The organism is Rhizobium sp. NFACC06-2 (assembly GCF_900101425.1).
Taxonomy (GTDB): Bacteria; Pseudomonadota; Alphaproteobacteria; order Rhizobiales; family Rhizobiaceae; genus Agrobacterium; species Agrobacterium leguminum.
Genome location: NZ_FMVA01000005.1, coordinates 1 through 12,824, shown reverse-complemented (window position 1 = coordinate 12,824; position 12,824 = coordinate 1). Strand labels below are relative to the sequence as shown.

General features: G+C 60.6%; 15 protein-coding genes. 5 read left to right on the top strand and 10 right to left on the bottom strand.

What is annotated here, in order from left to right; all coding sequences use genetic code 11:
* Positions 1 to 43: 43 nt before the first annotated feature.
* Positions 44 to 880: an undecaprenyl-diphosphate phosphatase gene (locus F3H58_RS10610; RefSeq protein ID WP_137003171.1), complete on the top strand. Its 837-nt coding sequence runs from the start codon at positions 44 to 46 to the stop codon at positions 878 to 880.
* A gap of 226 nt (positions 881 to 1,106) precedes the next feature.
* On the opposite strand, the gene mgtE is transcribed toward F3H58_RS10610, so the two are convergent.
* Positions 1,107 to 2,483, bottom strand: coding sequence for a magnesium transporter (gene mgtE, locus F3H58_RS10605; protein ID WP_149742165.1), 1,377 nt, complete (start codon positions 2,481 to 2,483; stop codon positions 1,107 to 1,109).
* 282 nt (positions 2,484 to 2,765) lie between these two features.
* Positions 2,766 to 4,010, bottom strand: a complete 1,245-nt coding sequence (locus F3H58_RS10600) for an MFS transporter (protein WP_149742164.1) — start codon at positions 4,008 to 4,010, stop codon at positions 2,766 to 2,768.
* Between the two features lie 235 nt (positions 4,011 to 4,245).
* Between F3H58_RS10600 and F3H58_RS10595 the strand changes: the two genes are divergently transcribed.
* From F3H58_RS10595 to F3H58_RS10585, 3 genes are all read left to right on the top strand, one after another.
* On the top strand, positions 4,246 to 5,154 hold the full coding sequence (locus tag F3H58_RS10595) for a diacylglycerol/lipid kinase family protein (RefSeq protein WP_149742163.1): 909 nt from the start codon (positions 4,246 to 4,248) through the stop codon (positions 5,152 to 5,154).
* A gap of 281 nt (positions 5,155 to 5,435) precedes the next feature.
* Positions 5,436 to 6,812, top strand: a complete 1,377-nt coding sequence (locus F3H58_RS10590) for an aspartate aminotransferase family protein (protein WP_188128866.1) — start codon at positions 5,436 to 5,438, stop codon at positions 6,810 to 6,812.
* Positions 6,813 to 6,871: 59 nt separating this feature from the next.
* The gene (locus tag F3H58_RS10585) at positions 6,872 to 7,342 is read left to right on the top strand and encodes an OsmC family protein (RefSeq protein ID WP_149742162.1); all 471 of its coding nucleotides are present in this window, start codon (positions 6,872 to 6,874) and stop codon (positions 7,340 to 7,342) included.
* Positions 7,343 to 7,345: 3 nt separating this feature from the next.
* On the opposite strand, the gene vapC is transcribed toward F3H58_RS10585, so the two are convergent.
* The 7 genes from vapC to F3H58_RS10555 all read right to left on the bottom strand — a co-directional run bounded on the left by vapC (position 7,346) and on the right by F3H58_RS10555 (position 11,261).
* Positions 7,346 to 7,735 carry a type II toxin-antitoxin system VapC family toxin gene (gene vapC, locus F3H58_RS10580; protein ID WP_149742161.1) on the bottom strand — a complete coding sequence of 130 codons (390 nt, stop codon included), beginning with the start codon at positions 7,733 to 7,735 and terminating at the stop codon, positions 7,346 to 7,348.
* Positions 7,732 to 7,962 (bottom strand): type II toxin-antitoxin system VapB family antitoxin, encoded by a 231-nt coding sequence (locus F3H58_RS10575; RefSeq protein WP_003524105.1) that lies wholly within the window; start codon positions 7,960 to 7,962, stop codon positions 7,732 to 7,734. Before F3H58_RS10575 ends, vapC begins: the two co-directional genes overlap by 4 nt.
* A gap of 66 nt (positions 7,963 to 8,028) precedes the next feature.
* A complete protein-coding gene (gene amn / locus F3H58_RS10570; RefSeq protein WP_149742160.1) occupies positions 8,029 to 9,534 on the bottom strand; it encodes an AMP nucleosidase in 1,506 nt (501 codons plus the stop codon).
* Positions 9,535 to 9,639: 105 nt separating this feature from the next.
* A complete protein-coding gene (locus tag F3H58_RS27210) occupies positions 9,640 to 9,813 on the bottom strand; it encodes a hypothetical protein (RefSeq protein WP_003509979.1) in 174 nt (57 codons plus the stop codon).
* Between the two features lie 10 nt (positions 9,814 to 9,823).
* Positions 9,824 to 10,006, bottom strand: a complete 183-nt coding sequence (locus F3H58_RS27205; protein WP_020809511.1) for a hypothetical protein — start codon at positions 10,004 to 10,006, stop codon at positions 9,824 to 9,826.
* A 158-nt stretch (positions 10,007 to 10,164) separates the two neighbouring features.
* Entirely contained in the window at positions 10,165 to 10,761 is a 597-nt protein-coding gene (locus F3H58_RS10560) for a hypothetical protein (RefSeq protein WP_149742159.1), read from the bottom strand.
* Between the two features lie 161 nt (positions 10,762 to 10,922).
* On the bottom strand, positions 10,923 to 11,261 hold the full coding sequence (locus F3H58_RS10555; protein WP_003524108.1) for a DUF2147 domain-containing protein: 339 nt from the start codon (positions 11,259 to 11,261) through the stop codon (positions 10,923 to 10,925).
* Between the two features lie 599 nt (positions 11,262 to 11,860).
* On the opposite strand from F3H58_RS10555, the gene F3H58_RS10550 reads away from it, so the two are divergent.
* Positions 11,861 to 12,124 (top strand): SEL1-like repeat protein, encoded by a 264-nt coding sequence (locus tag F3H58_RS10550; RefSeq protein WP_003524109.1) that lies wholly within the window; start codon positions 11,861 to 11,863, stop codon positions 12,122 to 12,124.
* A 421-nt stretch (positions 12,125 to 12,545) separates the two neighbouring features.
* Here F3H58_RS10550 and F3H58_RS10545 read toward each other — a convergent pair.
* The coding region (locus F3H58_RS10545; RefSeq protein WP_149742158.1) for a transposase at positions 12,546 to 12,824 on the bottom strand (279 nt) is incomplete at its 5' end.

The following is a 12,824-nucleotide window of genomic DNA, read 5'->3' as shown; positions in this document are numbered from 1 at the left end:
CATAATGCTGCGATCTCGATTCGCAGCAGGGACATCAGGACACATGAGCATCGGTTGGTTGGAGGCCGCATTTCTCGGCTTTTTGCAAGGGCTTACGGAATTTCTTCCGATTTCTTCAAGCGCGCATCTGAGGATCGCCGGGGAGTTCCTGCCCTCCGGCGCGGATCCGGGAGCCGCCTTCACCGCGATTACGCAGATCGGCACCGAAGCGGCCGTGCTGGTTTATTTCTGGTCGGATATCATGCGCATTGCCATCGCCTGGCTCCGGCAGAACTTTCGCCTTGGCGAGTATAACAAGGCCGATGCCCGGCTCGGCTGGCTCATCATCATCGGTTCCGTGCCGATCGTCTTTCTTGGCCTGTTCTTCAAGGATGCCATCGAGCACTCGCTGCGCAACCTTTACATCACCGCCGTGATGCTGATCGTCTTCGGCATCGTTCTCGGCGTCGCCGATAAAATCGGTGAGAAGCGTTACAAGCTGAACCAGCTTATCTGGCGCGATGGCATCCTGTTCGGTTTCGCGCAGGCCATGGCGCTCATCCCCGGCGTCTCGCGCTCGGGCGGCACCATCAGCGCCGGCCTGCTTTTAGGCTATACCCGCGAGGCGGCAGCGCGTTATTCCTTCCTGCTCGCCGTTCCCGCCGTCTTCGGTTCCGGTTTTTACCAGCTCTTCAAGAGCATCGGCGAGGACAATCCAGTAGGCTGGGGTCCGACGGGGCTCGCGACACTGATCGCCTTCGTGGTCGGTTATGCGGTGATCGTCGTCTTCCTCAAACTGGTCTCCACCAAGAGCTACATGCCCTTCGTCTGGTACCGTGTGGTCATTGGCGTCATTCTTTTGGGGCTGCTGGGAACGGGCGTCATCAGCGCCGGCGGGTGAGGGGCTTTCCAGGAACCATGCTTTTGGCAAAGTTGCATCATCCGCACGCCGTCACCCCGGACTAGATCCGGGGTCCAGCGCGATCAAGTCCTTGATCGCAAAGACTCTTCTCACGGCGCAGACGCGCCGTGGCTGGATGCCGGATCAAGTCCGGCATGACGGAGGAGAGATTATGACGTGCCGCGAAATGTAGAAGGCCCGCTCTTTCGAACGGGCCTTTCGTCTTTCAAAGCAACGTGCCGCTGAGGATCACCAGCGCCACAGAGAAATAGATGACGAGGCCACTGACATCCACCAGTGTCGCGACGAAGGGGGCAGAGGCGCTGGCGGGATCGAGCCGCAGGCGCTGCAGCACGAAGGGCAGCATGGAACCGGCGAGCGAACCGAATGTGACGATGCCGACGAGGGCCGCGAAAACGGTGGCGCCCACCAGCAGCCAGTGCTCGCCGTAGTCGTAGAAACCGGCTTGCTGCCAGAGGCTCAGGCGCAGGAAGCCGATGGCGCCCAGAATGCAGCCGAGCGTCAGGCCCGTCGGGATTTCCCGCAGCAGCACCCGCCACCAGTCGGAAAGCTTGAGTTCGCCGAGCGCCAGCGCCCGAATGATGAGCGAGGTGGCCTGCGAACCGGAGTTGCCGCCCGACGACATGATGAGCGGAATGAACAGCGTCAGCACCACGGCCTTTTCCAGCTCGCCCTCGAAATGCTGCATGGCGCTGGCCGTCAGCATTTCACCGAGGAAGAGTGCTGCGAGCCAGCCGGCGCGCTTGCGGATCATGTCCGGAAAGCCGATCGTCATATAGGGCTTGCCGAGCGCCTCCATACCACCAAACTTGTGGGCATCTTCCGTCGTGTCGGCGATCATGGTGTCGATCACGTCGTCAACGGTGACGATGCCGAGAATATGCGAGCGGTCATCGACGACGGGCAGGGCCAGCAGGTCGTGCTTGCGGATCAGCCGGGCGACATCCTCCTGCGACATCAGGGGGCTGGCGCAGACGATGCCTTCCTTCGATGCGACGGAGAGGATGGAGGCGCCGGCTTCGCCGGTCAAAAGGCGGCGCAGCGTCACGACGGTGGAAAGCGTTCCGTCCTCAGCCAGCACATAGATGGCATAGACCGTTTCACGCGACCGCTCGACGACGCGGATGTGCGAAAGGGTCTGTTCCACCGTCCAATTGTCCGGCACGCTGACGAATTCCGTGGTCATGATCGAGCCGGCGGTACGCGGCGGATAACCCATCAGGTGCTGGATGGAGAGCGCCGTCGTGCGGTCCAGCCGGGAAAACAGCTTTGCGCGCGGCTCTTCGGCCATTTCCGCCATGACGTCGGCCACGCGGTCGTCAGACATCAGGTTGACGAGGCGGGCGGCCTGTTCGACCGGAATATGGGCGATGATGGCGGCGGCGCCATGCAGTTCCGGCCGGTCGAGAATGGCGACGGCCTTTGCCTGCGGCATGGCGAGGAGGGCGGTTACGGCCTCGGCTACATCCAGCGTGTTGAGGTGCTCGACGCGTTCGGCGATGGTGGTGGAGGAACCGGCGTTTCCGCTACGAAGAAGACGTGCGGCCTTGCTGGCCCTCTGGGAGAGATTGTGGAAGTTCATGATTGCTCACCTTTCCGTCGATTCGCCGATCACGGCGAACGCGGTGGTGAGCCGACAGCGGTCGGATCAGTTCACGTTCGCCGGTCTCGGCAAAGGCAATCGACTGCTACTGTCGCTAGACATCCAATGATGCTCCGTTGAAATCCGCGCCGTGCCGGTCGGCATGCGCGTAAGGCCGTGTTGCGCCTGAAACCGAAAAGAGTCAAGCACCCGATCATGAAATTTCCGCAAGGTTGTGCGCCGCGGCGAGGGGCGGCGGTGCAGGCTGTAAAAAAGGCGGCTTCAAGCCGCCTTTTCGCGCCGTTCGACGGTGACGGAAACAAGGAAAACGCCAAGCCCGAGAAGGGAAAGAACCGCGCCGACATAACCGGTGGAGGCGTAACCGAAACCCACGGCGATGACGAGGCCGCCGAGCCAGGCGCCGAGCGCATTGGCGATGTTGAAGGCCGAATGGTTGGAGGCGGCGGCCAGCGTCTGCGCATCCTGCGCCACATCCATCAGCCGCGTCTGCACGGCCGGACAGGCGGCGAAACCGCAGCCGATCAGGAAGACGCAGAGGCAGAGCATGAAAGGATTGTCCGCCGTCATGCCGAACACGGTCATGACAAGCACGTTGAAGGCGAGCATGCCGCCAATCGTGCCGTTGAGCGAGATATCGGCCAGCCGCGAGCCGACCACATTGCCGACATTCATGCCGATGCCGAACAGCGCCAGCACCATGGAGACGGTGGAAACCGGCATCATCGCCACGTCGGTGGTGGTCTTGGCGATATAGCTGAAGACCGAGAACATGCCGCCGAAACCGACGGCGGCAATGGCGAGCGTCAGCCACACCTGCACGCGGCGGAAAGCGCCGAGTTCGCGCCACACGCTGGCACCTTCCTCCACCCGATCACGCGGCTGGAAGAACCAGAGCAGAGCCACCGTCAAAAGCGCGATGCCGCCGACCAGCATGAAGGCCGCGCGCCAGGAAAGCAGCTGGCCGAAGAAGGTGGCGAGCGGCGTGCCGAGCAGGGTGGCGATGGTGAGGCCGAGCATGACGCGGCCAACGGCGCGGGCGCGCTTGTGGATCGGCGCCATGGAGGCCGCCACCAGCGCCGCAACCCCGAAATAAGCCCCATGCGGCAGGCCGGTGATGAAGCGCAGAACGGTGAAGCTCAGGAAATCCGGCGCGACGGCGCTCAAGATATTACCGGCCGCAAAAAGCCCCATCAGGCCGAGAAGCAGGGTGCGGCGCGTCATGCGCGCGGCGAGAACCGCGATGATCGGCGCGCCGATGACGACGCCGAGCGCATAGGCCGTGATGACATAACCCGCCTGCGGAACGGTGACACCATAGGTGGTGGCAACATCGGGAAGCAGGCCCATGATGGCGAATTCGCCGGTGCCGATGCCGAAGCCGCCGGCGGCAAGCGCCAGTTCGATGAGTGCAATGGCAAGCGGGGAGACGGCCACGGCAGGAGCGGCCGTGTAAACGGTTTCATTCTCCGCGCCAGGGCGGGCTTCGGACATATTAGACTGGCTCATCGTGACCTGAAAAGCGGGAAGGGCCCACAGAAAAAAGGGCAAGACCGTATGGGAGCGGTCTGCCCTGACTGGAGATGCGCGGTCATGAAAATGACCTTAAGTGATCCCTAACATGAAATGATGCGTTGCGGTAGAGCGATTCTCGGCAAAAGAGCATCTTCACGCGATGGTGTTCGGAACCCTATATAGGGTCAGGCATTTACGCGCGGCTGCCTCAATGGATCGGGTTGGAAACATGAAGCTCATTGCAATTTTCAATCGTGACGGCGGCACTTTTCGCACCACCGATATGGAGGCCTATTGCGACCATGCCCGCGAGGTATTCACCCGCGCCGGCCACGCCATCGATTGCCGTCTGGTCTCGGGAAAGGATATCGTCGAGGAAATGGAGCGCGCCGCCGATGAGCCGGGCATTGAAGGCATCATTGCCGGCGGCGGTGACGGCACGATTTCCGCAGCAGCCGCCATCGCCTGGAAACACGGCATCGCGCTCGGCATCGTTCCGGCCGGCACCATGAACCTCTTCGCCCGCTCGCTGAAGCTGCCGCTCGATATTCGCCAGGTGCTGGAGACGCTGGCGAATGGCGAGATTGCCAGTGTCGACATCGCCAGCGCCAATGGCCGCCTCTTCGTCCACCAGTTTTCCGCGGGCCTGCATTCGCGCATGGTGCGCTATCGCAACAATCTTGCTTTTGCCTCCCGCCTCGGCAAGATCAAGGCAAGCGTCCGCGCCGCCATCAGCGTCATCCTCAATCCGCCGGTCTTCGAAGTGGAATATACCGTCAACAGCAAAACGCAGCATCGCAAGGTCTCGGCCATTTCCGTCTCCAACAATGAATTCGGCCAGAACTCGCTGCTGGTGGCGGATAATGTCTCGGGCGGCCATCTCGGCTTTTATCTCACCGATCCGTTGCGTCCTTCCGGTGTCGCGAAACTCGCTTTCGACATTCTGCGCGGCAGGCTGAAGGAAAACGCCGCCGTGACCGCCATGACGGTGACGGATGTGGAACTGCATTTTCCGAAGAAACGCCATGACCTGCGCTGCGTCATCGATGGCGAATTGCTGCCGATGGAGCGGGATGTGGCGCTCGAAGTCCATGCCGGCGAATTGAAGGTGCTGGTGGGTCGGTCGTTCTTCGCATAGCGTGACCGCCTTTGGGCGGTTGCCGCTTGTTTCTTCTCCCCGAGGGGGAGAAGTCCGCGGCAGCGGGATGAGGGGGCAAGCTCTCGGTTTATCTCTGCTGTCGCCCCCTCATCCGACCCTTCGGGCCACCTTCTCCCCGGCGGGGAGAAGAAACCCAGCCGCACCCGCTCGTCCAAGCCGCCCCCTAAAAAACGCCAGCCTTGCCAAATCGAAGCCGCCCGGCCATGTTCGGCGGGCGCGGTGGCGTGAGCGCCGTTGCCTTTATGGGAGTGCGATCTGTCATGAATGAAATCTCCAAGCCGATGTCCAATCTCGCCGCCATCGATGCCGCCCATCACCTCCACCCCTTTTCCGACATGGGCAAGCTCAACGCCGCCGGCACCCGCATCATCGAGCGTGCCGAAGGGGTGTTCATCTATGACAGCACCGGCAAGAAATACCTCGACGCCTTTGCCGGCCTCTGGTGCGTGAATATCGGTTACGGACGCCGCGAGATCGCCGATGTCGTGCAGCGCCAGATGAACGAACTGCCCTATTACAACGCGTTTTTCGGCACCACCACGCCGCCTGCGACGCTGCTGGCGCAGAAGATCGCCTCGCGCGCCGGGCCGAAGATGAACCATGTCTTCTTCACCAATTCCGGTTCGGAAGCGACCGATACCTGGTTCCGCATGGCGCGGGTCTACTGGAAGGCGCTCGGCCATCCGACGAAGACGAAGGTTATTGCCCGCCGCAACGGCTATCACGGCTCGACGGTGGCGGGCGCTTCGCTCGGCGGCATGAAATGGATGCACGAGCAGGGCAACCTGCCGATCGAGGGCGTCGCCCATATCGGCCAGCCCTATTGGTATGCCGAAGGTGGCGATCTTTCACTGGCCGAATTTGGCCTGAAGGTGGCGCGCGAACTGGAAGCGAAGATCGATGAACTCGGCGAGGAAAATGTCGCCGCTTTTGTGGCCGAACCTATTCAGGGCGCCGGCGGTGTTATCGTGCCGCCGGAAACCTACTGGCCGGAAATCGCCCGCATCTGCAAGGCGCGCAACATCCTGCTCGTATCGGATGAGGTGATCTGCGGTTTCGGCCGTCTCGGTTCCTGGTTCGGTTATCAGCATTTCGGCGTGGAGCCGGATTTTGCACCCGTCGCCAAGGGGCTGTCTTCCGGTTACCTGCCGATTGGCGGCGTCATCGTCTCGGATCGGGTGGCGGAGGTGATGTTGTCTGAGGTCGGTGACTTCAACCACGGTTTCACCTATTCCGGCCATCCCGTCTGCGCCGCCGCCGCCCTGGAAAACCTCCGCATCATCGAGGAGGAGGGACTGGTGGAACGGGTACGCGACGATATCGGCCCTTATTTTTCCGAGGGCTGGAAAAGCCTGACGGATCACGAGTTGGTCGGCGAGGCGGTGAATGTCGGCCTGATGGGCGGCCTGCAGATTACCGCCGACAAGGCGGCGCGCCGGCGTTTCGCCAAGCCGGACGACATCGGAACCGCCGTGCGCAACCATTGTCTGGCAAACGGCCTCGTCATGCGCGCCACCGGCGACCGCATGCTGGCCTCACCGGCGCTGACGATCAGCCGCTCGGAAGTGGACCAGATTATAGAAACGCTGCGCAAGGGGCTCGACCACCTGCGCGATACGCGGGAGCATTTCCAGTAAAAGGGCGTAGCGGTTTTACGTCCGGAAAATGCGACGAAAAACTCTTAGGGAGGACTAACATGGCAGGACAGGAACATCATTACGCCGTTCAGGTGAAATGGACGGGCAATCGCGGCAAGGGGACCTCGGGCTATCGCGACTATGAACGCGACTATACGATTTCCACTTCGGGAAAAGCTGATATCGCCGGCTCTTCCGACCCCGCCTTTCGCGGCGATCCCTCCCGCTGGAACCCGGAAGACCTGCTGGTTGCCTCTCTCTCGGCCTGCCACAAGCTGTGGTATCTGCATTTCTGCTCGGTCAATGGCATCATCGTCGAAGACTATGTCGACAATGCCGAAGGCACGCTGGTGATGGAAAAGGATGGCGCGGGGCAATTCAGCGAAGTGGTGCTGAAGCCGGTCATCACCATTTCAAAGGGGGATGCCGCCCGGGCGGATGAGCTGCACCATGATGCGCATGACAAATGCTTCATTGCGCGCTCGGTGAATTTTCCGGTGCGTGTGGAAGGGACGGTGAAGGTGGTTTGAGGCTCACGCCAGTCGCAGACCGAGATGATCGGCCATCGGCTGAAAGTCTCGGTCATTTTGCAATAGCTTGTGCCCGTGCTCGATACAGTAGGTACCGATAATGAGGTCGTTGCTTTTTCTGATCGTATAGCCGCGCTCCCGCAGGAAGCGGTAGTTGGCGGCGGCCTTGATGGCGAGCTGGGGCGACATCATCGCGACGCAGGGAAATTCGCCCAGCATCTGCTCAAGTCGGCGCGCATGATGACCGTCACGCGTGCCTCTAAGCATCTCAAGAAGAATGATATCGCCGATCAGAATTTCGCCCTGCGCCATTACGGCGCGAAACTTGGCGGAGAGGGTAGGCGCGTCTTTTCGAATAAGTGAAATCCAGGCAGAGCTATCTGCTACGATCATTTGGCGTTCTTCACATCCCAGTCCGTCTCAGCATCCCAATCCGTCCGCATCTCGTCCAGATCACCTTCCCAGCCCATGCCCTCCAACGCATCGAGGGCGCGCATCTGACGATGAATGCGTACCAGATCGCGCAACGCCTTTTCCACCGTTGCCTTTTTTGTCGAAAGGCCGGTGATTTCCATCGCCTCGGCGAGCAAGGCGTCATCGAGTTCAATGTTGGTGCGCATCGAAAACTCCTTGGTGTATCGATTTTCGAAACGATACACCAACGACGCTTTCCGCGATATCTGTTTTTACTGGAACGCCGTCTCGTAAAAGCTTCTGAGCTTGCGCGAATGCAGCGTTTCCGTCGGCATGGCGGCAAGCTTCTGCACGGCGCGGATGCCGATCTGCAGATGCTGGGCGACCTGGGTGCGGTAAAACTCCGTCGCCATGCCGGGCAGTTTCAATTCGCCATGCAGCGGCTTGTCGGAGACGCAGAGCAGGGTGCCGTAGGGCACGCGGAAGCGGAAGCCGTTGGCGGCGATGGTGGCCGATTCCATGTCGAGTGCTATGGCGCGCGACTGCGACAGGCGCTTGACGGGGCCTGCCTGGTCGCGAAGCTCCCAGTTGCGGTTGTCGATGGTGGCGACGGTGCCGGTGCGCATGATGCGCTTCAGCTCGAAGCCCTCGTAGCCGGTGACTTCCGCAACAGCACCTTCCAGCGCCAGCTGCACTTCGGCAAGCGCCGGGATCGGCACCCAGACCGGCAGGTCGTCATCCAGAACGTGGTCCTCACGCACATAGGCATGCGCCAGAACATAATCGCCAAGCCGCTGGCTGTTGCGCAGGCCAGCGCAGTGGCCAACCATCAGCCAGGCATGCGGGCGCAGCACGGCGATGTGGTCGGTGATTGTCTTGGCGTTGGAGGGGCCGACGCCGATATTGACCAGCGTGATGCCGGCATGGCCCTTTTTCTTCAGGTGATAGGCGGGCATCTGCGGCAGGCGCGCGAGCACGGCATCCGTTTCCGGCTTGTCGCAACCGGCAGGGGTGACGATATTGCCCGGCTCCACGAAAGCCGTGTAACCCTCGCCGCCATTCTTCATCAACTGACGCGCCCATGCGGCGAATTCATCGATATAGAACTGGTAGTTGGTAAACAGCACGAAGTTCTGGAAATGGCTGGCGCTGGTTGCCGTATAGTGGCTGAGGCGGGCCAGCGAATAATCGATGCGCTGCGCGGTAAAGGGGGCGAGCGGCGCGGGTTCGCCCGGCACCTGATCGTATTCGCCATTGGCGATGAGGTCGTCGGTATTGTTGAGGTCGGGCGTATCGAACAGATCGCGCAGCGGCACGTCGGACAGCGAGGAGGCCGCCGCCGCCTCGACATAGGCGCCTTCGCCGAAGGCGAAATGCAGCGGAATGGGCGTGGCCGATTCCGACACCGTGACCGGAACGCCGTGGTTCTTCATCAGAAGCCCCAGCTGTTCCTTGAGGTAATGGCGGAAAAGCTCCGGCCGGGTAATCGTCGTCGTGTAAACGCCGGGGGCGGTGACATGGCCGTAGGAGAGACGCGAATCGACATGGCCGAAGGTGGCGGTCTCGAGGCTCACCTGCGGATAGCAGGCGCGGTAGCGCCCGGCAATCGGCGCGCCCTTGGCAAGCTCGGTAAAGGAATTGATCAGGAACGCCGTATTGCGTTCGTAAAGCGCGGTCAAAGCCGCCACAGCTTCTTTCGGGTCCGTGAAGGACTGCGGCGCGAAAGGCTCGGGGCTGATGAAGGTGAGGGGCGGAATCGTTCGTTTTGCTATTGTCATGGCCCATTATAAGAGGCCAATTTCGACAGGCAAGCGACAGAAATACGAAGAAACTGAAAAGAAACGCAAAAAGGCAGTTCGAATAACAGCGGGTCGGCGGAAATTTCAGCCGAGCGCGCCGCGCTGCAGGCTCATCAAAAGCACGAAGCCGGCGCCCTTCGAGGCGGGGCGGGGATCGGCCTTGTAAACCGCAAGTCCGGCGACCGGACCGAGAAAGATCGAGGCCATCAGCACCAGCCGCAGCGCGGAAAACAGGCCGTTGGAAAAACTTGTCGTCATCGGCCGGTCCTCAAAGTACGACGGGGCAATTGGCGGCGGGCGACGGGCTGTGCTGGCAGGCGATTGCCGCGCCTGCATTCACCCGCTGGAAACTGCGGTTCGGATTAACGACGAGCGAGGCGAAGGACATGGCGAAGATCGCCATGAGAAACGCGAAGATTGCCAGTCGGCTGATCAGCTTTGCCATGTCCATTCCCCTTATTGGAGTTGATGGACAGAGTTTTGCCACACTCGGACTGAACGGACCCTGAGACCCCGGTTCATATGGCATTCAGGGATGTTAACAGGCGGTGACATGGCAGATTGATGCCGCAATGGCGCCGGGCATCTCGCGGGCCACCCGATTTTCGATCAGGACAGCGGGGCTTCCGCACGTGCAGCAAGATCGGTCACCAGGGTTTCGAATGCCTGAGGCTGCGTCACATCGACAACCGGCACGCGGTGCTCCTGCGCGGATGCCAGCATGTCCGTGTTTTCCCGCAACGAACGCTCGATGAAGGCGTCGACGATCCGCCGCTTCTCAGCCGTTGCATCTTCATAGCGGGCGTGTGAGCGCATTCTCTCGAGAAGAAAATCATTGCCGGCATGAAGAAAGACACCGTCGACCTCGCCGCCAAGCAGGGGCGAGATGAATTCCGGCCGCAACGCCGCGCCCTCGAAGATCGTGCGAGTGCCGGTGTCTGGCCTGCTATCGATCATCGTGCGGATCAGCGGCCAGATGTTCTGATGATGTATCTTCAGGAACCAGTGGATTGTTTCCGCCGAGAGCCGTGCATAATATTCTTCCACCGGTGCCGGAATGCCCGGCCATGGCCTGCCCGGATGGCGGGCGAGACTGTCGGTCGATATTGCCTCGCAGCGCAGCCTTTCGCTCAGCAGGCCGGCAAGGGTGCTTTTGCCGACATGCGAGGTGCCCCCAATCAGGATTGTCGAAAGGGTGGGGCGCATGCGTCGCTCTCGTTGGTGTTGGGCGCAACGATACATCAACGAATATATGGCTTCCATGCGGCGTGCGCCCGCCGTCTCAGGTGAAATCCTTGGCAGCGCACCGTACCGTCAGGCGTGGGACCGCAGGCGGCAGGACAGAAGCCCGCCCGCCGCCCTGTCGATTACAGCCGCGTCCAGGTCTGCGATTTGCACAGAACCTTCAGCACGCAGCCCTTCATGCTCAGCGAGTTGCCGGAAACGGTGCCGGAGCCGCTATAGGTCTTGTCATTGGCGGGATCGGTGATTTCACCCGAATAGCTGTTTCCCTTGCCGGAAAGCTTGCCGATCTGTTTTCCGGCGTGTTTGCCGGTCTTCAGCGTCACGCAGAAGGCGCCGCCGCAGGGGCCGATCACGGCGGTTTCGCCACTGGCGGTCTTCCAGTTGCCTTCGATTGCCTCGGCGGCAAAGGCAAGGTTGCCGCTCAGCATGAGGGCGGCGGCAATCGTCATTATACGCTTCATAAAATTCCTCCCGAAATTCGCGCAGGCTTTCTCGAACCGGCGGCCCAAAGACGCGATGCGCAGATCAAACCCTTTTGGCATGCGAATGCGCCATCTCTGGCCCAAGCCGCCTGCGACGCAACGATTGCTCCTTGCACCGCGCTATCCTGTGCCCGTTTCATCCTCATGACGGGCAGGGCGGATAGTATTTGACGTTCACGTAAAAGAAAACAGAAATTTGCGGCCTTGGCGCGGCATTTGCAGCGGCGGCAGGAGCGAAAGAGGGAGAATTCGAAAATCGCTGTTTTGATCGTGGTGAAGGAAGGGTTTAAATCCAATTCTAAACTTTTCGTAAAATTCGCCGCAAAGTCCTTAATTTCCGCGGCTCGTGATATTTAACGAAAACCCAATTTTACCAATCGTTTGCAGTTTGTTTGCGGCCCATTAATCATGCCTTTTAAGCGACCGTTGAAGGCCCCGTGGCATAGTGAACTCATCAAAAGCGCAGGGAAAACCTGCCGGACGAAAGGACAAAAAAGCCGCAAAAGACGGCAGGTCCGGACGATGGCCTCGACAAGAAGGCGAATGATGAAACAGGCAGAAGGACAGGGATTAAAACAATGGCACGCTTTGAAATTCGCGATATCGAAATGGCTGCCGGTGGCGAAACCCGCGCCGACACTCTTTGCAATCTCGGCTTGGTCTATGCGACCGGCCGGGGCTGCAAGGTGGACCTGATCGCCGCCCATAAATGGCTCAACATCGCCGCGATCCGCGGATCGGAAAGAGCCGCTTCGCTGCGCGCCGATCTCGCCCGCAACATGACGAAATCGGAACTGGCCGAAGCGCTGCGCGCCGCCCGCGACTGGATGACGATGCACTGATTTACCCAAGCTCTTATTGAGATTGCCGGCCCGGTTCCCTCCAGTCCCGATGACCGGCGCAAAGGAAAGTAAACCCGAAGGGGAACGCGGCGAGGCCTTTGAAAAGGGCTTTTGCGCTGACACATCAAACCGCGACCGGCAGGAACAAGGCCGGCGCGGTTTTCTTATTTGGCGATGTCTCTTCGCCGGAAAACGATTCGCGGGCAGGGGCTTGCGGGCGGATGTTGAATCGCATTCGCATCACCCTGTCATGAGGATGAAACCGTTACGGCAGGCATGACAAATGCGGTTTTGGAATCGCTTCCTTCTTCCGTCATGCCGGACCTGATCCGGCATCCAGCCAAGCCACGTCTGCGGCGTGAAAGGGGTTTTCGCGATCAAGGACTTGATCGCGCTGGCAACTGTATTGATGCATGTTGTTTCAAGCTGCTTGGAATGTGGTTTTATCCCTGAGCATGGCGTTTGCGATGACGAGCAGTTTGCGGGCGATGGCAATGATCATGACCTTGAACGGTTTGCCTTTGGCCTGCATGGCCTGAACCATGCGGGCGAATGGCGACTTTAACCGGTAGGCCACCAGCGCCGCCATGTAGAGGGCATCGCGAACGCGCTTTCGTCCGCCGCGGATATGGCGCTGGCCGCGGTGAATGCCGCTATCGGCATTGAAGGGGGCAAGGCCTGCAAGCGCCGCCATGCCGCC